Raw genomic sequence first — 21,427 nt, 5'->3', positions numbered from 1 at the left:
TGCCGGTTGAAAGGTGCCAGGAAAACACTCGCGCAGCGCTCACATCAGCCGTCGCCCATCGGCGCCGAAATACAGCGGCGAGCGATAGCGGATCATGATCTTGTCGCCCTGCGCCAGGTCGGTGTCGGGGTCGGTCAGCGTCACCAGCCTCTTGGTCCCCACCGTCACGTGCAGATGGTTCTGGTCGCCGAGATGCTCGACCCAATCGACGACGCCGTCGGCATGGCCGTTCGCCGCCTTCTCGATCGAAAGATGTTCGGTGCGCGCTCCGATCGTCTTGGTTCCCGCCGGCGCGCCGCCATCCGGCAGCAGTCCGACCGGCAACAAATTGATGGCCGGTTGGCCTAGCCTTGCCGCGACGTGAAGGTTTGCCGGCTCAGAATAGATCGTGCGCGGCGAACCGATCTGCACCAGCACGCCGTCGGCGAGGATGCCGATGCGGTCGGCCATGGTCATCGCTTCGATCTGGTCGTGTGTGACGTAGAGCATTGTAGCGCCGAGTTCGGCCTGGATGCGCTTCAGCTCGAGCCTGAGATCGGCGCGCAGCTTGGCGTCGAGCGACGACAGCGGCTCGTCCATCAGGTAGATCGACGGTTTGCGCACCAGAGCGCGGCCGATGGCGACGCGCTGCATCTCGCCGCCCGACAGTTTGGTCGAGCGATTATTCAGCTTGTGGTGGATGCGCACCATCTTGGCCACGTCCTCGACGCGGCGGCGGATCTGATCCTCCGGCATTTTGCGCGCCGGCGAGCGTAGCGGAAAGGCGAGGTTGTCGTAGACCGACAGATGCGGATAGAGCGAATATTGCTGGAACACGAAAGCGGTGTCGCGCTCGGCCGGCGACAGCGTCGTCGTGTCGTGGCCGGCAATATGGATCGAGCCCGCTTCGGGCCGCTCCAGCCCAGCGATCAGCCTGAGCGTCGTCGTCTTGCCGGCGCCAGTCGGCCCGAGCAGCACGACGAATTCCCCGTCGGCGATATGCAGGTCGAGATTGTCGACGGCGACATGCTCGCCAAAAACCTTGGTCACGCCTTTGATGTGAACGTCAGCCATGATGCGCTCTCCCCTGGGAGGCCGACTCATGGATTTCGGTGCGCACCGCACGGCCGGATCCTTTTGCGAACAGCGACAGCCGCGCGCTGCTCAGCGCCAGGCCGACATGATCGCCCGGATTGAGCCGGATTTCGGCCGGTACCCTGGCCTTGATGATGCCGTCTGCCGTCTCCACCGCCACAATCTGCGTGGTGCCGAGATATTCGGTGCCATAAATGGCGCCGCGCAGCTTCGAAGCGTCATCGAAACGGATGTGCTCCGGCCGGATGCCAAGCGCCATCTCGGCCGGCGCAATATCCTCCCGCACCTCCGGCACGGCCACCTTCGCGCCTTGCACAACAATTTCCCTGGCGCCCTTTGAAAGGCCGCCGCCGAAGCCGAGGAAATTCATCGGCGGCGAGCCGATGAAGTCGGCGACGAACATCGTTGCCGGCCGGTCGTAGATTTCGCGCGGCGTGCCGAACTGCTCGATGACGCCATGGTTCATCACCGCGATCTTGTCGGCCATCGACATCGCTTCCATCTGGTCATGCGTGACATAGACGGTGGTGGCGTGGATGCGGTTGTGCAGGTCGCGCAGCTCATGGACCATCAGGTCGCGGAATTCGGTGTCGAGCGTGCCGAGCGGCTCGTCCATCAGGAAACACTTTGGCCGCCGCACGATGGCGCGGCCGAGCGCTACGCGCTGGCGGTCGCCGCCGGCAAGCCCGGAGACGGATTTGTTGAGCAGATGGTCGATCCGCAAAAGCTTCGCCGTCTCTTCCACCCTGGCCCGGATTTCAGCGCCTGGCATGCCTTGCGCCAGCAACGGAAAGCCGATGTTCTTCCTCACATTCATGTGCGGATAGAGCGCGAACAGCTGGAATACGAAGGCGATGTCGCGCTCGCGGGCACGCCGCATGGTGACGTCCTCGCCGCCAAGCAGGATCTTGCCGCCGGTCGGCAGTTCGAGCCCGGCGATCATACGAAGCGTCGTCGTCTTGCCGCAGCCCGACGGCCCTAGCATGACGAAGAATTCGCCGTCCTCGACGACGAAGTTGGAATCCTGCACGGCGACGAAATCGCCGAATGCCTTTCTCAGATGTTCGACCCTGATCTCGGCCATCGTCTACTCCGGAAATTTCGAGACGATGATGAACATCGCCGTGCCGGCCAGCATGGTGATGAAGGAATAGGTGTAGAGCGCCAGCGCGAAGGGCTGGAACAGCATCAGGAAGCCGATGGCGATGATCGCCGTGGCGACGTTTTCCATCAGCCCGCGCCTGGCCCAAACGGGCCAGCGCGATTTGCGTTTTGCGGTCATGCTCATTTGCGCACCGCGCCGAAGGTGATGCCGCGCAGCAATTGCTTGCGAAGCAGGATGGTGAAGACCAGGATCGGCACCAGGAAGATCGTTGTGCCGGCCGCGACCGCCGGCCAGTCCTGGCCGCCTTCGCCGATGATGGTCGGGATGAAGGGCGGCGCGGTCTGCGCCGTGCCCGAGGTCAGTAGCGCAGCGAAGGCATATTCGTTCCAGGCAAAGATCAGACAGAAAATGGCGGTTGCGGCAATACCGGTGGTCGCCTGCGGCAGTACCGTGCGCCAGAACGCCTGCAGCCTGGTGTAGCCGTCGATCATCGCCGCTTCTTCATATTCGCGCGGGATCTCGTCGATGAAGCCTTTCAGCAGCCACACTGCCAACGACACGTTAACCGCCGTATAGAGCAGGATCATGCCGAGAGCCGTGTCCGACAGGCCAAGCTCGCGATACATCAGGTAGATGGGAATCGCGACCGCGATCGGCGGCATCATCCGCGTCGACAGGATGAAGAACAAAAGGTCGTCGGCGAGCGGCACTTTGAAGCGCGAAAAACCGTAGGCCGACAGCGTGCCGAGGAACACTGCGCAAAAGGTTGAGCCGAAGGCGATGATCAGCGAATTGACGAAGCGCGGCATGAAGTTCGAGGGGCCGGCGATCACCATGTTGCGCTTGCGCACCGTCTCGTCGCAAAGGCCCGTCGCCGGCCCCAGCGAGTTGATGTATTCCGGCGTCTGCCTTGTCCGCGTCGTGAACAGGTTACAGTAGCCCTCAACGCTGGGCTGGAACAGGATCTTCGGCGGATAGGCAATCGAATCCGGCGGCGTCTTGAAGCTTGTCGCGAAGATCCACAGCAGCGGTACGATCGAGATCAGCGCGTAGGCCACGATAATCGTGCCGGCGACGCGCTTCGACGTGGCCGAGGGTGCGACGACCGAATGGGCTGACGTCAGGCTCATCTCTGCTTCACCTTGTTGAGCGCCTTGACGTAGATGTTCGCCAGGCCGAACACCGCGACGAACAGGATGATGGCGAAGGCCGAGGAATAGCCCGTCCGCCAGCTTTCGAAGGCCTGCCGCTTCAGCGTGATCGAGGCCACTTCGGTGGTCGATCCCGGCCCGCCGCCGGTGAGCAAATTGACCATGTCGAACATCTTGAAGTTCTCGATTCCGCGAAACAACACCGCCAGCATGATGAAGGGCAGCGCCATCGGCAGCGTGATCGACCAGAACTGCCGCCAGTTGGAGGCGCGGTCGACCTCGGCCGCTTCGTAGATGTATTCGGGGATCGAGCGCAGGCCGGCGAGGCAGATCAGCATCACGTAGGGAGTCCACATCCAGGTATCGACGATGATGATCGACCATGGCGCCAGCGAGACGTTGGACAGCATGCTGATCTCGGTTGCCGGAATGCCGGTGACGAACGAAACGGCGTAGGCGAACAGCCCGATCTGTGGCTCGTAGAGGAAGCGCCAGAAATTACCGACCACCGCCGGCGACAGCATCATCGGCACCAGGATGATGGTCGTCCAGAAGGCGTGGCCACGAAACTTACGGTCGATCAGCCAGGCCAGCGTGAAGCCGATCAGCGTCTGCAGCAGGATGGTCCAGAACACGAAATGCGCCGTCGTCTGCATGGCGATCCAGATGTCCTGGTCAGCGAGGATGCGCTTGTAGTTGGCCAGCCCAAGGTTCTTCACCACCTCGTTGGGGCGATTGGCGCGAAAGTTGGTGAAGGACAGATAGATCGCCCAGAACAGCGGGAAGATATTGATGGCGAGAAGCAACAGGATCGTCGGCGAGATGAACAGCCAGGCGAGGCCCTTGTCGCTGATGCCCCGGACCTTGCGGGCCAACGGCTCAGGCGTAGCCCGGGCAACGCTGTCCGCCGTCCGATTGAGCATAGTCAGTCCTGCTTCGGTCACTTGGATCGTCTCGAGAATGGAATTTATCTGAACTGTGTCCCGTGCCAAGGGCGGCACGGGACGGTTCGGTCATGGGCTCGGGAGGAGCCGGTTACATCCGATTACATCTTGCCATCGTCCTGGAAGACCTCGGTCCAGTCCTTGACGAGGCCGTCGAGCGCGTCCTTGGCCGAGCCTTGCCCGGCAACGACATAGTCGTGGAAGCGCTTCTGCGATGCCTGCAGCAGCGGTGCGTAGCTCGGCTCGGCCCAGAAATCCTTCACGATGGCCATAGAGTCGAGGAAGGTCTGCGCATAAGGCTGGCTGGCCGGGAAGCCCGGGTCCTTGACGACCGCGTTGAGGCAGGAATAGCCGCCGAGCGACCACCATTTGGACTGCACGTCCTTGTTGGCGAACCATTTGATGTATTTGAGCGCGGCTTCCTGCTTGTCGGAATAGGAGACCACCGAGATGCCCTGGCCGCCGAGCTGGGCGAACTGGTCGCCGTCGGGACCCTTGGGATTGACGAAATAGCCGATCTTGTCGCCGCCGACATTTTCGTCCTTCTGCAGGCCTGGCCAGGTGAAGGCGAAGTTCATGTGCATCGCCACCTGGCCGGATTTGAAGGCGTCGACGCCTTCGCCCATGTAGCTGTTCGAGGCGCCGGGAGGGGTGCAGCAATCATAGAGCGCCTTGTAGAACTCCAAGCCCTTCACCGATTTATCGGAGTTGACGAAACCTTCCATCTCGTAGGGCTTTTTCGGATTTTCATACTGGAAGCCGAAGCTGTAGAGTACGTCCATGGCACCCATGGTGATACCTTCCGAGCCGCGCTCGGTGTAGATCGACGCGCCATAGACGGTCTTGCCGTCGATCTCGCGCTTCTGGAAGAATTCGGCGATCTGCCTCAGCTGGTCGAAGGTTGTCGGCGGGCCGAGATCCCAACCGTATTTCTCCTTGAATTCCTTCTGCAGTTCCGGCTTGGAGAACCAGTCCTTGCGATAGGTCCAGCCGACGACGTCGCCCATAGCCGGCAGCGCCCAGTAATTCGGCGAGTTCTTCGGCCATTCCGAGTAGCCGACGACAGTCGCCGGCACGAAATCGTCCATGCTGATCTTCTCCTTGTCGAAGAAGTCGTTCAGCTTGACGTAATGGCCGTTCTCGGCGGCGCCGCCGATCCACTGGCTGTCGCCGATGATCATGTCGCACAGCTTGCCGTGCGAATTCAGCTCGTTGAGAAAGCGGTCGGCATAGTTGGTCCACGGCACGAATTCGAATTTCATGCCGATGCCGGTTTCCTTGGTGAAGTCCTTGGACAATTCCACGAGCGCGTTAGCCGGGTCCCAGGCTGCCCAGCAAAGCGTCAGATCTTCTGCCTGCGCGACGTTCGAAACGGCTGTCGACGCGAGGAGTGTCGATGCCAGTCCCAACGCCAGTTTCAAGGTCGATTTCATGCCTTCCTCCCATTTGCGAAACGCGTCCGGATGACGGTTTCAAGAGCCCGCTAAACCCCTCCTCCGGGGCCTAAACACAACGGCGCGGCAACACGTCGGATGTTTAGTAATTTGTTTAGTGATGCAATTTTTACTAAACAAGGCAAGCGAATTCGTTGCTGCACCGCAGCATGTCGAATCGGGGAGCAATGTCGGAGTTGCGGCGCCCGCCTAGGTCACCGTCTTGTTGCTGACCGTCACCGGACGGATCGCTGGGGGCGGCGGCAGCAGGGCGCGGATGTCGGCGAAGGGGAAGACCGGCTCGAAGCGGAAGGCCTCCGCGAACGCTCCGGCTGGGCCGTTGCACTGGCCGGCGCGAAAGGCGTTCAGCGTGCGCGCCGCATTGACGAAACGCTCGGGATCCTGCGACTGATGCGCCCGGATCGCCTCCGCCTTGAGATCGAAATGCCTGGAGGTATCGACGTAATGCGTCGGCGAAAACCCGGTGCCGCCGAGCGTGTCGGCATGCAGTACCGGCACCGAGAATGACGCGGCGATGCGCACGCCGTCCGACAGCGCGCGGTGGTCGCCATGATAGTCGTTCGGCGCATGGGTAATCGCCAGATCCGGCCCTATCTCGCCGATCAGTGCTCTCAGCGCCCCGATCAGGGCGGCGTCCGCCACCAGCGCGCCATCGGGAAAATGGATGAAGCGCGGCGTCACGCCAAGCAGACCGGCCGCCGCCGTCGCCTCTTTGCGGCGCGTGCGGGCAAGCGCGGCCGGATCGCCGTAGCCGCCCCTGGCGCCATCCGTGGCTACGGCAAAAAAGAGTTCTGCGCCTTGCGCGGCATAGGCGGCCATCGTACCGAACATGAAGATCTCGATGTCGTCCGGATGCGCGCCAAGCGCCAATATCTTCACTCTCATCCCTCCCGGAAATGGAAAACGTGCCCAACGGAATTCTGCTCGCTCTCATCGCCTATGCAAGCTATTCGTGCAGCGACGCGGTTGTCAAAAGCCTGGGCGGGCAGTTCAACGTCTTCGAGATCGGCTTCTTCTCGACATTGTTTGCCGGCTGCTTTCTGCTCTTTGCCAGGCCGCCAGGCGAGCGTTGGCGCGATTTCTGGCGCACGACACGGCCTTGGGCGGTACAGGCCCGCGCCTGGGCCGGCATCGCCTCCGGCGTGCTCAGCGTCTACGCCTTCACCACCATCCCGCTGGCGGAAGTCTATGCGCTGATCTTCCTGGCGCCGCTGTTCGTCACCATCCTGGCCACGCTCGTCCTCAAAGAGAAGGTCGGCCCATGGCGGTGGCTGGCGGTCGTCGCTGGCTTTGCCGGGGTGATGCTGGTCGTCAGGCCTGGGTTTCGCGAGTTGCATCTTGGTCATCTGGCGGCGTTCATCATCGCCTTCCTGGCCGCCACCAATGTCATCCTGATGCGTTCGCTCGCCGCGCAGGAAAAGCGCACGACGATGCTCGGCGTGCTGATCGGCTACGGCCTGCTCTTCAACGGCGTCGGTGCGGCGGCTACCTCGTTCTCGCTGCCGGATGGCAGGCAATGGGCGTGGCTGGTGCTGGCCGGCGCCTTTACCGCCGGCGGTCAGTTGCTGCATCTGCTGGCGGTCAAATACGCGCCGGCCAACCGCATCGCGCCAACGCATTATTCGCAAATCGTCTGGGCGGTGGTTCTGGGCGCGCTGTTCTTCAGGGAATATCCCGATTTTCTGTCGCTGGTCGGGCTCGCCGTGGTCGGCGGCTCGGGCCTGCTGACGATGGTGCGCGAGGAGGTGCGGCTTGGCACGGTGCGCTGGAACCCTTTTTCGCGGACCCGACTTTGAGCTGGTACCAAGGTTGCGCGGCGACCGCCACCGCTGATATGCGATCGCTGCCAACTGGCTGCACATCATAGGACAATGACGACAAAACCTTTGCCGGACCTGCCGGTCTCCGCGGTCTTGCCGGCGCTCAATGAAGCGCTGAGCCATGGTAACAGCGCCGTGCTGGTGGCTCCGCCCGGCGCCGGCAAGACGACGCTGGTTCCGCTGACGCTGCTCGATGCGCAATGGCTCGGCGCCGGAAAGATCATCCTGCTCGAGCCGCGCCGCCTCGCCGCCCGCGCTGCCGCCCGCCGCATGGCCGAACTGCTTGGCGAAGAGCCCGGTGAAACCGTCGGCTATGCCATGCGCATGGAAAACCGGACTTCCGCGAAGACCAGGATCGTCGTCGTCACCGAAGGCGTGTTGTCCCGCATGATCCTCGACGATCCCGAGCTGCCTGGTGTCTCGGCGGTGTTGTTCGACGAGTTCCACGAACGTTCGCTCGACGGTGATTTCGGGCTGGCGCTGGCGCTCGACGTGCAGGGTGCGCTGAGGCCCGACCTCAGATTGCTGGTCATGTCAGCGACGCTCGATGGCGCGCGTGTCGCAAAATTGCTTTCCGGCGCGCCGGTGATCGAGAGCGCAGGCCGCGCCTTTCCGGTCGACATCCGCTATGACGAGCGGCCGGCCGGCGTCACCATCGAGGATGCCATGGCCAGGGTGATCCGCTCGGCGCTTGCCGGGGAGGAGGGCAGCGTGCTTGTCTTCCTGCCCGGCCAGCGCGAGATCGAGCGCACCGCCGAGCGGCTGGCGGGCAAGGTCGGCGCCGACACCGACATCGTGCCGCTCTACGGCATGCTCGACAACAGGACGCAGGACGCAGCGATCAAGCCGGCGCCGCCCGGCCGTCGCAAGGTCGTGCTGGCGACGTCGATCGCCGAAACCTCCATCACCATCGACGGCGTGCGCGTCGTCATCGATTCCGGCCTGTCGCGGCTGCCGCGCTATGAGCCGGCCAGCGGCCTGACGCGGCTGGAGACGGTGCGTGCTTCCCGCGCTTCCGCCGACCAGCGTGCCGGCCGGGCCGGGCGCACACAGCCGGGCGTCGCTATCCGGCTGTGGCGGGCCGAGCAGACAGCGGCACTGCCGGCCTTCACGCCACCGGAAATCCTCGAAGCCGATCTCTCCGGCCTGTTGCTCGATTGCGCGGCGTTCGGCGTTGCCGATCCGACGAGCCTGTCCTTCCTCGACCCCCCGCCGGCTCCGGCGCTCAACGAGGCAAGGGCGCTGCTGCGCGCGCTCGATGCCGTCGATGCGGCAGGGCGCTTGACGGAGGCCGGTGCCGCGATGCGCAAGCTGGCTCTGCCGGTCCGGCTCGCCCACATGGTCGCCGAGGCGGCAAGGACCGGCCAGGCGCTCGAGGCGGCGATGCTGGCCATGCTGCTCACCGAGCGCGGCCTTGGCGGCGATGGTGCCGATCTCGAACGGCGGCTGATGCGCTTTCATGCCGAAAGATCGCCGCGTGCCACCGCTGCCCGGCAGCTGGCCGAGAGGTTGGCAAAGCAGGCTTCACCCTCCCCCTCGACGGGAGGGTCGGCGAGCGAGCCGAGCGCAGCGAGACGAGGGAGACGCGGCGGGGTCGCCGATGGCGTGCCCGAACCGACCCCACCCCGGTCCGCTACGCGGATCGACCCTCCCCTCAAGGGAGAGGGCAGCACCGCCGGCGCTCTCCTCATCCATGCCTGGCCGGACCGGGTCGCTAAAGCGCGCGGCGAGCGTGGCCGCTTCGTGCTTGCCAACGGCTCCGGCGCCATGCTCGACGCCTCCGACCCGCTGGCCGGCGAGACCTGGCTCGTCGTCGCCGATCTGCAGGGTAAGGCGCAGAACGCCCGCATCACCGCGGCGGCGGCGCTCGACGAGGCCGACATCCGCACCGCGCTGGCGGAAAAGATCGAGACTCGCCGCGAGGTGAGCTTCGACCGCGATAGGCGCGCGGTGCGGGTGCGCGAAACGGCTCGGCTCGGCGCCATCACGTTGTCCGAACGCATGCTGCCGGCGCCGACCGGTGCCGACGCAGACAGCGCCATTCTCGACGCCTTGCGCGAACACGGCCTGTCGCTGCTGCCGTGGAGCAGGGAAGCGGAGACGTTGCGGCAGCGGCTCGGCTGGCTGCATCGCGGCCTCGGTGCGCCATGGCCCGATGTCTCCGATGCGGCGCTCGTCGAGCGCCTCGACGACTGGCTGCTGCCGTTCCTTTCCGGCGCCGCATCCTTTGCCGCGATCGATCCCAGCGTGCTTTCGCAAGGCCTGATGACGCTGGTACCGCACGAATTGCAGCGCAAGATCGACACATTGGCGCCGACCCATTTCGACGCGCCGTCGGGCAGTCGGCTGCCGATCCGCTATGACGGCGAATGGCCGGTACTGGCAATCCGCGTGCAGGAGCTGTTCGGCCTCGACCGGCATCCCGCGATCGCCAACGGCACTGTGCCGCTGACGCTCGAATTGCTGTCACCGGCGCGCCGGCCGATCCAGACGACGCGCGACCTGCCCGGGTTCTGGCGCGGCTCCTGGGCCGATGTGCGGACAGACATGCGCGGCCGCTATCCCAGGCATGTCTGGCCGGAGAACCCGCTTCTCGCCGCCGCAACGAGCCGCGCCAAACCGCGCGGTACCTAATGATTCCCGGACTGTTATCCCGAACGGAAGGCCAGCTTCGGCGCTTTTTCGGAAAAGACCTCCGGCTGTTTCCCCTCTATAATCATTGGCCATGATAAACATCCTGCACGCACCCGACTTCCAGCAAAGCCAGCGGCTGCGCCTCAACACGCTGATCAGGTTGCGCTGGCTTGCCATCGTCGGCCAGAGCCTGACCGTGCTTGTCGTCGCTTACGGGCTGAAATTTCCGCTGCCGGTCAGCATGTGTTTTGCGCTGATCGCTTGTTCGGCCTGGATGAACCTTTTGCTGACCTTCCGCTATCCGGCGGCGCATCGGCTTACCCCGCCCTCGGCCTTTGCCATCCTGACCTTCGACAGCCTGCAGCTTGCCGGCCTGCTCTACATGACCGGCGGCCTCACCAATCCGTTTTCGCTGCTGATGACCGTGCCCGTCGTCGTCTCGGCGACGTCGCTGCCGCTACGGCTGACCGCCATGCTCGGCGCGCTGGTGATCGTGGCGGCGACGCTGCTGGTCTTTTACCACCTGCCGCTGCCCTGGCATGAGGGCGCGCCATTGGCGATGCCGTTCATTTATGTCGCCGGCATGTGGATGGCGGTGTTCTGCTCCATCGCCTTTACCGCGATCTATGCCTTCCGGGTGGCCGAGGAGGCGCGGCTGCTTGCCAACGCGCTTGCCGCCACCGAACTGGTGCTGCAGCGAGAGCAACATCTCTCGGCCCTCGACGGCCTCGCCGCCGCCGCCGCGCACGAGCTCGGCACGCCGCTCGCCACGATCGCGCTTGTCGCCAAGGAGATGGAGAAGGCGCTTGGCGAAGATCCCAAATACGGCGAGGACGTGAAGCTGCTGCGTTCGCAGAGCGAGCGCTGCCGCGAAATCCTGAAGCGCCTGACCAGCCTGTCCTCCGAGAGCGAGGTGCATCTCTCGCGCCTGCCGCTGACCTCACTGGTCGAGGAAGTGACGGCACCGCACCGCGATTTCGGCATCTCGATTAAGCTTCGGCCGGGCGAGCGCATCGGCCCGGAACCGGTGGGCCGGCGCAATCCCGGCGTCATCTACGGCCTCGGCAATCTGGTCGAGAACGCCGTCGACTTCGCCCACAAGAATGTCACCGTGCGCTGGAGCTGGAACGAGGCCGTTGTCAGCTTCACGATCATCGACGACGGGCCGGGCTTTCCGCCCGAGATCATCGACCGCATCGGCGAACCCTATATGTCAACGCGACAAGGCACCGAAGCCGGCGGCGGCCTCGGCCTCGGCCTATTCATCGCCAAGACCTTGCTCGAACGCTCCGGCGCGACGCTCGATTTCCGCAATTCGAGCGAGCCCGGCGAGGGCGCTATCGTGCAGATATCGTGGCCGCGCAGCGTCTTCCTCAATCCCGAGCAGGCTTCGGCCACCATGTTCGACACGGCCTAAATTGGACAATAGCGTTGCGAAACTATATTTGCGTAAAAATCAGGCAGCAGGATTTTCAGCACGATGAGTACTGACGAAACGATTGGCGCAATGGTCGAAGGCGAGGACACCTCGCTGCTGATCGTCGACGACGACAAGCCGTTCCTGACGCGGCTTGCCCGCGCCATGGAAACCAGGGGTTTTGTCGTCGAGACGGCAGAGAGCGTCGAGGAAGCGGTTGCCAAGGCGCGCGCCAATCCGCCGGCCTATGCGGTGGTCGACATGCGGCTGGCCGACGGCAACGGCCTCGACGTCGTCGCCGCGATCCGCGAGAAGCGCGACGATGCCCGCGCCATCATCCTCACCGGCTACGGCAACATCGCCACCGCGGTGACGGCGGTGAAGCTCGGCGCTATCGACTATCTGTCGAAGCCGGCCGACGCCGACGACATCTTTGCAGCCCTGACCCGCACGGCGGGCGAACGCGCAGCACCGCCCGAAAATCCGATGTCGGCCGACCGGGTACGCTGGGAGCACATCCAGCGCGTCTATGAAATGTGCGACCGCAACGTCTCGGAAACCGCGCGCCGGCTGAACATGCATCGCCGCACGCTGCAGCGTATCCTCGCCAAGCGCGCGCCGCGCTAAAAGGCTCTGACTGCAGGCTTGCCCGGCCAGCGCTGTTTGCGCATCATCGCTTGGCGGTGTCGGACCTTGCCGCTGATACGACGGAGGCGACATGCAGGACGAAAAGCGGCTGGTCTCCATGCTCCGCGAATTCCTCGACAGCGAGGCGGCCGGCGGCCTCATCCTGATGGCTGCGGCGGCGCTGGCCCTGATCGTCGCCAATTCGCCGCTGGGCGAGGCTTATTTCTCCGCCCTCCACGCCTATCTCGGACCGCTCAGCGTCTCGCACTGGATCAATGACGGCCTGATGGCGGTGTTCTTCCTGCTGGTCGGCCTCGAGATCAAGCGCGAGATGCTCGACGGCCAGCTCTCGACTTGGCCGCGCCGCGTGCTGCCCGGCATCGCCGCCGCCGGCGGCATGGCGGTGCCGGCACTGGTCTACGTCGCCATCAACCGCAACGATCCGGCCGCTCTGTCCGGCTGGGCGATCCCGACCGCCACCGATATCGCCTTTGCGCTCGGAGTGCTGTCGCTGCTCGGCAGCCGCGTGCCGGGCTCGCTGAAGATATTCCTCACCGCGCTCGCCATCATCGACGATCTCGGCGCCGTGCTCATCATTGCGGTGTTCTATACCAGCGGCCTGTCGCTCGCCTATCTCGGCGCCGCCTTCTCGGTCATCGCGCTGCTGGTGGTGCTCAACCGCATGCGGGTGCTGACGTTGCTGCCGTACGTCTTGCTCGGCATCGTTCTGTGGGTTTTGGTGCTCAAATCGGGCGTCCATGCGACGCTTGCCGGCGTCGCGCTGGCCCTCACCATTCCATTGAAGATATCGCTGGGCAGCGGCCACGATCTCGACCATTCGCCGCTGCACCGGCTCGAACACGGCCTGCACAAAGTCGTCGCCTTTTTCGTCATTCCGATTTTCGGCTTTGCCAACGCCGGCGTCTCGCTCGGCGGTCTCAGCGCTGCCGCCCTGGCCGAGCCGCTGACGCTCGGCGTCGCCGCCGGCCTCGTCGCCGGCAAGCTGGTCGGCGTGTTCGGGTCTTCTGCGCTTGCCATCCGGCTCGGCTTCGCCGATCTGCCGGTCAATGCCGGCTGGCTGCACATGATCGGCATTTCGCTGCTCTGCGGCATCGGCTTCACCATGAGCCTGTTCATCGGCCTGCTCGCCTTCGCCAGCGACGTCGCTCTGCAGGACGCGGTCAAGGTCGGCATCCTCGCCGGCTCCTTCATCGCCGCGCTCCTCGGCGCCACCGTGCTGCTGGTGGCGCCGGCGGCGGACGGGACGGACGAGGCGGAAGAATAGTCGCGCCGCCACTTCCGGCCTTCAGGCCACCTTCTCCCGCATCTGGACCCTACCCGTGCGCAATCATGACGTGGCGGACGGCTGTATAATCCTCCAGCGCATAGAGCGACATGTCCTTGCCGTAGCCGGATTGTTTCAACCCGCCATGCGGCATCTCGTTTGTCAGCATGAAGTGGGTGTTGATCCAGGTGCAGCCATATTGCAGGCGGGCGGCCGTCGCCATGGCGCGCGAAACGTCCTTGGTCCACACCGATGACGCCAGGCCATAGTCAGAGTCATTGGCCCAGTTCACCGCCTCGTCGACTTCGGAAAAACGGGTGACCGAAACCACCGGGCCGAACACTTCGCGGCGCACGATCTCGTCTTCCTGCAGCGCGCCGGCGACGACGGTCGGCTGGTAGAAGAAGCCGGAGCCCTCGCCCGGCTTGCCGCCCGTGGTGATCTCGATGTGCTTGAGCTCAGACGCGCGCTCGACGAAGCTCGAGACGCGATCACGCTGGCGACGCGAAATCAGCGGGCCGATCTCGTTCTCGGTATCGTCGGGGCGATCATACTTGATGGTCGAGACCGCAGCGGAGAGGTCGGCGACAAGCTTGTCGTAGATCTTCTTGCCGGCATAGATGCGGCAGGCGGCGGTGCAGTCCTGGCCGGCATTGTAATAGCCGAAGGCGCGCAGACCGTTGACCACTGCACCGAGATCGGCGTCGTCGAAGACGATGACGGGCGCCTTGCCACCGAGCTCGAGATGTGTGCGCTTGACCGATTTGGCGGCGGCCTGCAGCACCTTCTTGCCAGTGGCGACGTCGCCGGTGATCGAGATCATGTTGACCTTCGGGTGGTTGATCAGCGTGTTGCCGACACTGTCGCCGCGGCCGAGCACGACGTTGACGACGCCTTCCGGCAGGATCTCGGCAAGGATTTTCGCAAGCTTCAGCGCGGTCAGCGGCGTCTGTTCCGACGGCTTGAAGACGACGGTGTTGCCGCCGGCAATCGCCGGCGCCAGCTTCCAGGCCATCATCATCAGCGGATAGTTCCACGGCGCAATCGACGCGACAACGCCGATGGCGTCGCGGCGGACCATCGAGGTGTGGCCGGGAATGTATTCGCCGGCGACCTGGCCGGGCATCGAGCGGACCGCACCGGCAAAGAAGCGATAGCAGTCGACGATCGCCGGGATCTCGTCATTAAGCACGGCATTGATCGGCTTGCCGCAGTTCAGCGCCTCGAGCGCCGCGAAATCCTGTGCCGCGGCCTCGATGCGATCGGCGATCTTCAGGAGATAGCCGGCGCGCTGCGCCGGCGTTGTGCGGGACCAGGTGACGAAGGCTTTTTCGGCGGCAAGCACCGCCGCCTCGATCTGCGCCGGGCTGGCCTCGGGCAGATTGAGGATGCTCGCCCCGGTCTTCGGGTTGAGGATCGGTTCCTCGGTCTCGGTGCCTTTTTCGAATTTCGAGCCGATCAGCATCTGCGTGTCCATGGAAGTCTCTCCCTTATGAACGAGATCATTTGCCCGAACCGGCGATCTGGTCGCCGTCGCGGGTCAGGTAATAGGCAGCGAGGATGGGAAGCAGCGTCACCAGCACCACCACCATGGCCACGACATTGGTGACCGGACGCTGGCGCGGACGGATCAACTCTTCGAGCATCCAGATCGGCACCGTCTGCTGCTGGCCGGCGGTGAAGGTGGTGACGATGACCTCGTCGAAGGACAGCGCAAAGGCAAGCATGCCGCCGGCCAGCAGCGCGGTTGCGATGTTGGGCAGCACGACATGCCGAAAGGTCTGGAAACCGTCGGCGCCGAGATCCATCGACGCCTCGATCATCGAGCCGGACGTGCGGCGGAAACGGGCGACCGCATTGTTGTAGACGACGACCACGCAGAAGGTGGCGTGGCCGAGGACGATCGTCCAGAACGAGAACGGGATTTCGGCCAGCGCGAAGGCCGAGCGCAGCGCAATGCCGGTGATGATGCCGGGCAACGCGATCGGCAGGATGACCAGCAGCGATATGGTTTCGCGGCCAAAGAATTTTGTGCGGGACACGGCGGCGGCGCAGAGCGTGCCGAGGACCAGCGCGATGGCGGTCGAGATCGCCGCGACCCGTACAGACAGCGACAGCGCCTGCCAGACGTCGGGGCGGTTCCAGGTGACGGCGAACCATTGCGTGGTCAGGCCCGGCGGCGGCCAGACGAAGCTCTTCTCCTCGGTGGTGAAGGCATAGACGAAGATCAGCAGAATCGGCAGGTGCAGGAAAAGCAGGCCCCCGGTGGCAGCGAGCTTCAGGCCGATCGGCGCGGATTGGCCGCGGTCAGAGCGCATCGAAGGCCCCCATGCGCTTGGCGCCCCAGAGATAGAAGCCCATGATGACGATCGGCACCACAGTGAAGGCGGCGGCGAGCGGGATGTTGCCGGCGGTGCCCTGCTGCGAATAGACGGCCTGGCCGATGAACAGCCGCGAGGTGCCGATGATCTGCGGAATGATGTAGTCGCCGAGCGTCAGCGAGAAGGTGAAGATCGAACCGGCGACGATACCCGGCAATGCCAGCGGGAACAGCACGTTGCGGAAGGTCTGGCCGGGTGACGCGCCGAGATCGGAAGAAGCCTCGACCAGATTGCCCGGCACGCGCTCGAGGGCCGCCTGCACCGGCAGGATCATGAACGGCAGCCAGACATAGACAAAGACGATGAAGGTGCCGGTGGACGATACCGACAGCGAGTTGCCGCCGACGATCGGCAGCGACAGCCAGGCATCAAGCAGCCACAGAAGATGCAATTTGGTCAGCAGCCACGTCAGGATGCCTTCCTTGGCGAGGATCAGCTTCCAGGCATAGATCTTGACCAGGTAGCTCGACCACAGCGGCAGCATGACGCCGAGATAAAACAACGCCTTCCAACGGCCGCGCGCATAGCGCGCCGCGTAATAGGCGATGGGAAAGGCAATGACCGCCGACGCAAACGTCACCAGCGCCGCCATCGTTACCGTGCGCAGGATGATGTCGAGATTGGCGGCCTGCAGCAGGTCGCCATAAGTCTTCAGCGTGAACTCGCGGTTGATGAGGCCGGAGAACTCGTCGATCGAGAAGAAGCTCTGCAAAAGCAGCGCGAACAGCGAGCCGATATAGACGATGCCGAGCCAAAGAACCGGCGGCAGCAGCATGAGCAGAAGCAGGAGTTGGGGCCGGCGCCAGAAGAGGTCGGAGAGCGCGCCGCGCAGGCCGCCGCTTCCCGGCAGGATGGCGGGGGTCGTGGCCCGCGGCATGGCGGCGTCCAGGCTCATCCCAGCTCGTCCATCAGATGCAAATGCTCGCGGTTGAAGGTGAGCACCACCGCCTCGCCTTCCCGGGGCAAGGCAGCACCCGCCGGCACGATGGCATGCAGCCGCAAGCCTTCGGCATCGAGCGCCAGTCTTATCGTCGCGCCGAGATAGTTGGTCGACACCAGGCGAGCCGCAACGCCGTCGCCCTTGGCCGCCCGGCCGATGCGAATGGATTCAGGGCGCAGGCTGCCCCAGCGATGCTGGCCGGCATAGCGCTGGACGAAATCCGGCGGCAGTACGTTGGACGAGCCGACGAAATCGGCGACGAAGCGGGTCTTGGGGCGCTGGTAGATGTCTTCCGGCGTGCCGATCTGCATGATCTTGCCGTCGTTGAAGACGGCGACGCGATCGGCCATCGACAGCGCCTCGCCCTGGTCATGGGTGACGAACACGAAGGTGATGCCGAGCGCCTTCTGCAGCGATTTCAACTCCTCCTGCATGTTCTCGCGAAGCTTGAGGTCGAGCGCGCCGAGCGGCTCGTCGAGCAACAGCACCTTGGGCTGGTTGACCAGCGCACGGGCGAGCGCGACGCGCTGGCGCTGGCCGCCGGAAAGCTGGCCAGGGCGACGCGCGCCGTAGCCGGGAAGCCGCACCAGCGCCAGCGCTTCTTCCGCCGCCTTTTGCCGCTCCGGTCTGCCTACGCCCTTGACCATCAGCCCATAGGCGACGTTGTCGAGCACGTTGAGATGCGGGAACAGCGCATAATCCTGGAACACGGTGTTGACGTTGCGGCGATAGGGCGGCACGCCCTCGGCGCGTTCGCCGAAGATCGAGATCGAGCCCGCCGTCGGCTGCTCGAACCCGGCGATGAGGCGCAGGCACGTCGTCTTGCCCGAGCCGGATGGCCCGAGCATGGCGAAGAACTCGCCCGGCACGATGTCGAGATCGACCGCGTCGACGGCACGCACGCTGCCGAAATGGCGGGAGACTTTTTGGAAAGAAACGGCGGGGGTCATGGGTTGTCCTGATCTGTCAGGCTCATCAAATTCAGGGTAGCGCTGCCCCTCATCCGCCTGCCGGTACCTTCTCCCGTAGTGGACGGGGAGAAGGGAGGCGCTCCAACGCTGGCGACCCCCCGTTCTTCACGGGGAGAGGGTAAGGGTGAGGGGCAGCGCCGAGCTTCGTAGGTGAGACGAACTCACCGTCCGCCGATGACGCCGATATAGTCCGACACCCAGCGGTAATAGGGCACGCACTGGTCGTTCTGGGTGGCGCATTTCGAGACCGGCGTCTTCCAGAACTTGATCTTGTCGAAATTGTCGTAGCCGTTGGTCTTGCAGCCCTCTTCGCCGAGCAGTTCGTTGCCCTTGCAGGCGGCGGGCACCACCGGCAGCGAGCCGAACCAGGCGGAGACGTCGCCCTGCACTTTCGGCGACAGCGAATGCTCAATCCACATGTAGGCGCAGTTCGGGTGGGCCGCATCGGCCTCCATCATGGTGGTGTCGGCCCAGCCGGTGACGCCCTCCTCGGGAATGGTCGAGGCGACCGGCTTCTTGGCCGCGATCAGCGTGTTGACCTGATAGGGCCATGAACCGGAGGCGACGACGCCTTCGTTCTGGAAATCGTCGACCTGGATGGCAGCGTCATGCCAGTAGCGTCCGACCAGCGTACGCTGGACGCGCAGCAGGTCGAGCGCAGCCTTGTACTGGTCCTCAGTCAGTTCGTACGGATCCTTGATGCCGAGCTCCGGCTTGTGGGCCATCAGGTAGTTGGCGGCATCAGCAATGTGGATCGGCCCGTCATAGGCCTGGACGCGGCCCTTGTTCGACTTGCCGTCGGGTAGCTTCATTTCCTCGAACACGATGTTCCAGCTCTTCGGCGCCTCCTTGAACACTTCGGTGTTGTACATCAGCACATTCGGCCCCCATTGGTACGGCACGCCGTAATGGACACCGCCGACGGTGAACCAGGGCGCATCCTTCAGCCGGTCGTCGACCGTCTTCCAGCTCGGGATGAGGTCGGTGTTGATCGGCTGGACGCGCTTGCCCGCAACCAGGCGCAGCGAGGCGTCGCCCGAGGCAGTGACAAGGTCGAAACCGCCTTCGTTCATCAACGAAACCATCTCGTCGGAGGTGTTGGCGTTCTTGACGTTGACCTTGCAGCCGGTTTCCTTCTCGAACGAGGTGACCCAATCATAGCCCTTGTCGGTTTCGCCGCGCTCGATATAGCCCGGCCAGGCGACGATATTGACCTCGCCTTCACCCTTGCCCAGCTCCTTGACCTGGGCGATGGCCTGGCCGGAGAAGGTCAGCGCGACCGTCAAGGCAGTGCATGATTTCAGCAATGAATTCATCGTCGATCTCCCATTTTGCATGACCTCGAAACCGGTTTCGGTTTTCGGAAAAGGTCATGCGCCCGTTCAAACGTTGGATGCGCGGCTCTAAGGGGCCGTGCTCCTGCGGCAGCTTTGTTCCCTGGCTCAAAAGTGCTGCGAAATTTCCGGTTTCGCAAATTCATTTATCAGAAAGCCGATATCGGTTTTTCCGATACATCACCGGCCGATCTTCTCGGGCCGTTGGCGCACCATGCGCTGCGACTGGGCAAGTCCGATGAAGTCGCGCGCCGCCTGCGGCAGGCCGGAGCCGCGCCGCCAGACCATGCCGACCTGGACGACCGGCAACGATCCCGAAATATCGCGCGATTCGATGCGGTCGCCTTCCAGCGACCATGGCCGGTAGACGAGGTCCGGCAGCAGCGCCACGCCGGCGCCGGTGGCGACGAGACTGCGCACCGCTTCGACCGAGCGGGTGCGGAATGCGACGTGCGGTTTGGCGCCGATCGCCGTCAGCAGCTTTCCGGTATTCTCCTCGATCTCGTCGACGGTCAGCATGATCAGCGGTTCCGAGGCGATATCGCCGATGCCGATGATGTCGGCACCGGCCAACGGATGGCCGAGCGGCAGCCACAGCCGGTAGGCCGAGACTTCGAGGATTTCGGACTGCAGCGCGGTGCGGTCGCGCAGGTTCGAGGTGACCATGACCGCAATGTCGAGCTTGCCGCCGATCAACAGGTGCTCGAGATAGTCGCCATTGTCCTCGATCGCCGAGACCTCGACACCCGGATAGGCGCGGCGGTAGCGGGCAAGAAGATCGGACAGCACATAGCCGGCGACCAGCGAGGTGACGCCAAGTTGCAGCCGCCCGCTTGCCGCGATCTGTTCGCCGAAGAAGGCGCGGCGCGCATCGGAAACGTCGGCAAGGATCTTCCTCGCATGGCGCAGGAACTGGTGGCCCTTGTGGGTGATGTTCAGCCCGCGCGGGTGGCGCTCGAACAGCTCGACGCCGAGATCGTGCTCCAGCTCCTTGATCGCCTCGGTGACCGAGGATTGCGAGATCGACAGATTCTGGGCGGCGCCCGACACCGTGCCTTGCTCGGCGACGGCGATGAAGAACTGCAATTGGCGGATGGTGAAAGCCATGGCCGGACTAAACACGGCAGAGGCGGCGCTGGGAAGTGGGTGCTGGTGCCGTTCTCCCGATAGAGCTCAGTCCTCGCTTCCGCCATCCGCAATGCTGAGCCGCGCGCCGGCCTGGGCAAGGGCGGCGGCGATGTCATGCGGCGGCGGACGGTCGGTCGCGAGTTCGGAAAAGCCGTCGAAGCCGCAGACCTGAACCAGACCCTGCCGGCCGAATTTGCTGTGGTCGGTGACGACAAGCGAACGCTGGCCGCGCGACAGCACCATGCGGGCGAACTCAGCCTCTTCGAGGTCATAGTCCATGACACCCGTGATGGCATCGACCGCGCCGGTCGAAATCACCGCGTGGCTGACGGAGAAGCGGCTGACGAATTCGATGGCTGAGACGCCGAAAGCAGCACCGGAATCGCTGCGCAGCTCGCCGCCGGCCATATAGACCTTGTTGCCGTTGACGGTGGCCAGCGTGCGGGCGATGTCGGAGGAATTGGTGACGACCGTCAGCCGCCGGTGGCCGAGCAGCTCGCGGGCCAGGAAGCTCGTGGTCGTGCCGGTGTCGAGCATGATCGACTCGCCGTCGCGGATGGTGGCAGCGACCATGCGGGCAATTGCCCGCTTGGCATCGGCGTTCTCACGCATGCGCCGCTCGAACGGCGCTTCGCCGGCAATCGACGGCAGGCCGACGGCGCCATGCATCTTGAGGATGGAACCATCGCTGGTCAGTGGCTTGACATCGCGGCGTACCGTCTCCAGCGAGACGCCCAGCCGGTCAGCCAGGCTGGCAATGGTGACGGTGCCTTCCTCCTTGAGGAGGCGCAGGATTTCGCCATGCCGCTTCGAGTGGCCCATCGGTTCCAACCGGTCGAATTGTTGCACCATTGACCGTTTCTACGGCATAAATGCCACTTACTCCAACATATTTCGCAACATTCGGGCAAAAAAGCAGAAAACACCACAATTTCGCGTTGACAACGTCTCCAGCCTGGCGCGACATTATCGCTGTGACAGGCCCGGAACGGAGGCCGACGGCTGAGCCGCACGAAAAATCGCCTGCCTGAACGCCTGGGAAATCCTCGGGTGCGAGGGAACCGAAATCTAGGATCCGCGGGGGCGGATGCCGGCGTCGAAGAACCCGGCACAAAGGGGCTCGTCGGTGCGGTGCGGGATACCGATCCCGAGATCTGCACCG

Annotated in this window: 19 protein-coding genes; 5 read left to right on the top strand and 14 right to left on the bottom strand. The window is 64.1% G+C overall.

The features are described from left to right. Positions 1–39: 39 nt before the first annotated feature. The 7 genes from NKH37_RS14745 to NKH37_RS14715 form a co-directional block, all read right to left on the bottom strand. Positions 40–1,053: an ABC transporter ATP-binding protein gene (locus NKH37_RS14745; protein ID WP_353005336.1), complete on the bottom strand. Its 1,014-nt coding sequence runs from the start codon at positions 1,051–1,053 to the stop codon at positions 40–42. Beyond that, positions 1,046–2,158 carry an ABC transporter ATP-binding protein gene (locus NKH37_RS14740; protein ID WP_352495753.1) on the bottom strand — a complete coding sequence of 371 codons (1,113 nt, stop codon included), beginning with the start codon at positions 2,156–2,158 and terminating at the stop codon, positions 1,046–1,048. The genes NKH37_RS14745 and NKH37_RS14740 overlap by 8 nt, the downstream gene beginning before the upstream one ends. Before the next feature lie 3 nt (positions 2,159–2,161). Next, a complete protein-coding gene (locus tag NKH37_RS14735; RefSeq protein ID WP_352640685.1) occupies positions 2,162–2,362 on the bottom strand; it encodes a hypothetical protein in 201 nt (66 codons plus the stop codon). Beyond that, positions 2,359–3,309 carry a carbohydrate ABC transporter permease gene (locus NKH37_RS14730; protein WP_023717959.1) on the bottom strand — a complete coding sequence of 317 codons (951 nt, stop codon included), beginning with the start codon at positions 3,307–3,309 and terminating at the stop codon, positions 2,359–2,361. Before NKH37_RS14730 ends, NKH37_RS14735 begins: the two co-directional genes overlap by 4 nt. Continuing rightward, positions 3,306–4,253 (bottom strand): carbohydrate ABC transporter permease, encoded by a 948-nt coding sequence (locus tag NKH37_RS14725; protein ID WP_031211681.1) that lies wholly within the window; start codon positions 4,251–4,253, stop codon positions 3,306–3,308. Before NKH37_RS14725 ends, NKH37_RS14730 begins: the two co-directional genes overlap by 4 nt. Before the next feature lie 122 nt (positions 4,254–4,375). Further along, positions 4,376–5,707 carry an ABC transporter substrate-binding protein gene (locus NKH37_RS14720; protein WP_023717957.1) on the bottom strand — a complete coding sequence of 444 codons (1,332 nt, stop codon included), beginning with the start codon at positions 5,705–5,707 and terminating at the stop codon, positions 4,376–4,378. 210 nt (positions 5,708–5,917) lie between these two features. After that, positions 5,918–6,607, bottom strand: coding sequence for a PIG-L deacetylase family protein (locus NKH37_RS14715; protein ID WP_352717818.1), 690 nt, complete (start codon positions 6,605–6,607; stop codon positions 5,918–5,920). Between the two features lie 26 nt (positions 6,608–6,633). Between NKH37_RS14715 and NKH37_RS14710 the strand changes: the two genes are divergently transcribed. The 5 genes from NKH37_RS14710 (at position 6,634) to nhaA (ending at position 13,511) form a co-directional block, all read left to right on the top strand. Continuing rightward, on the top strand, positions 6,634–7,524 hold the full coding sequence (locus NKH37_RS14710; RefSeq protein WP_352640679.1) for a DMT family transporter: 891 nt from the start codon (positions 6,634–6,636) through the stop codon (positions 7,522–7,524). 75 nt (positions 7,525–7,599) lie between these two features. Further along, on the top strand, positions 7,600–10,182 hold the full coding sequence (hrpB, locus tag NKH37_RS14705; protein ID WP_353005335.1) for an ATP-dependent helicase HrpB: 2,583 nt from the start codon (positions 7,600–7,602) through the stop codon (positions 10,180–10,182). A 91-nt stretch (positions 10,183–10,273) separates the two neighbouring features. After that, positions 10,274–11,599 (top strand): ActS/PrrB/RegB family redox-sensitive histidine kinase, encoded by a 1,326-nt coding sequence (locus NKH37_RS14700; protein ID WP_352717814.1) that lies wholly within the window; start codon positions 10,274–10,276, stop codon positions 11,597–11,599. Between the two features lie 63 nt (positions 11,600–11,662). Further along, positions 11,663–12,226, top strand: a complete 564-nt coding sequence (locus NKH37_RS14695; protein ID WP_023676342.1) for an ActR/PrrA/RegA family redox response regulator transcription factor — start codon at positions 11,663–11,665, stop codon at positions 12,224–12,226. A 91-nt stretch (positions 12,227–12,317) separates the two neighbouring features. Next, on the top strand, positions 12,318–13,511 hold the full coding sequence (nhaA, locus tag NKH37_RS14690; RefSeq protein WP_352640675.1) for a Na+/H+ antiporter NhaA: 1,194 nt from the start codon (positions 12,318–12,320) through the stop codon (positions 13,509–13,511). 49 nt (positions 13,512–13,560) lie between these two features. On the opposite strand, the gene NKH37_RS14685 is transcribed toward nhaA, so the two are convergent. The 7 genes from NKH37_RS14685 to NKH37_RS14655 all read right to left on the bottom strand — a co-directional run bounded on the left by NKH37_RS14685 (position 13,561) and on the right by NKH37_RS14655 (position 21,087). Further along, positions 13,561–14,988, bottom strand: coding sequence for a gamma-aminobutyraldehyde dehydrogenase (locus tag NKH37_RS14685; protein WP_352483988.1), 1,428 nt, complete (start codon positions 14,986–14,988; stop codon positions 13,561–13,563). Positions 14,989–15,013: 25 nt separating this feature from the next. After that, positions 15,014–15,829: an ABC transporter permease gene (locus NKH37_RS14680; protein WP_352483989.1), complete on the bottom strand. Its 816-nt coding sequence runs from the start codon at positions 15,827–15,829 to the stop codon at positions 15,014–15,016. Beyond that, entirely contained in the window at positions 15,819–16,769 is a 951-nt protein-coding gene (locus NKH37_RS14675; RefSeq protein WP_352484000.1) for an ABC transporter permease, read from the bottom strand. Before NKH37_RS14675 ends, NKH37_RS14680 begins: the two co-directional genes overlap by 11 nt. A 14-nt stretch (positions 16,770–16,783) precedes the next feature. Further along, the gene (locus NKH37_RS14670; RefSeq protein ID WP_352483990.1) at positions 16,784–17,782 is read right to left on the bottom strand and encodes an ABC transporter ATP-binding protein; all 999 of its coding nucleotides are present in this window, start codon (positions 17,780–17,782) and stop codon (positions 16,784–16,786) included. A gap of 182 nt (positions 17,783–17,964) precedes the next feature. Continuing rightward, entirely contained in the window at positions 17,965–19,119 is a 1,155-nt protein-coding gene (locus NKH37_RS14665; RefSeq protein WP_353005334.1) for an ABC transporter substrate-binding protein, read from the bottom strand. 198 nt (positions 19,120–19,317) lie between these two features. Continuing rightward, positions 19,318–20,244: a LysR family transcriptional regulator gene (locus tag NKH37_RS14660; protein WP_023717947.1), complete on the bottom strand. Its 927-nt coding sequence runs from the start codon at positions 20,242–20,244 to the stop codon at positions 19,318–19,320. Between the two features lie 66 nt (positions 20,245–20,310). Continuing rightward, entirely contained in the window at positions 20,311–21,087 is a 777-nt protein-coding gene (locus tag NKH37_RS14655) for a DeoR/GlpR family DNA-binding transcription regulator (RefSeq protein ID WP_352548939.1), read from the bottom strand. Between the last annotated feature and the right edge of the window lie 340 nt (positions 21,088–21,427).

The organism is Mesorhizobium sp. M1217, assembly GCF_040318275.1.
GTDB lineage: Bacteria > Pseudomonadota > Alphaproteobacteria > Rhizobiales > Rhizobiaceae > Mesorhizobium.
Note: the sequence above shows the minus strand (reverse complement) of the source record. Positions and strands in the feature narration are given on the sequence as shown.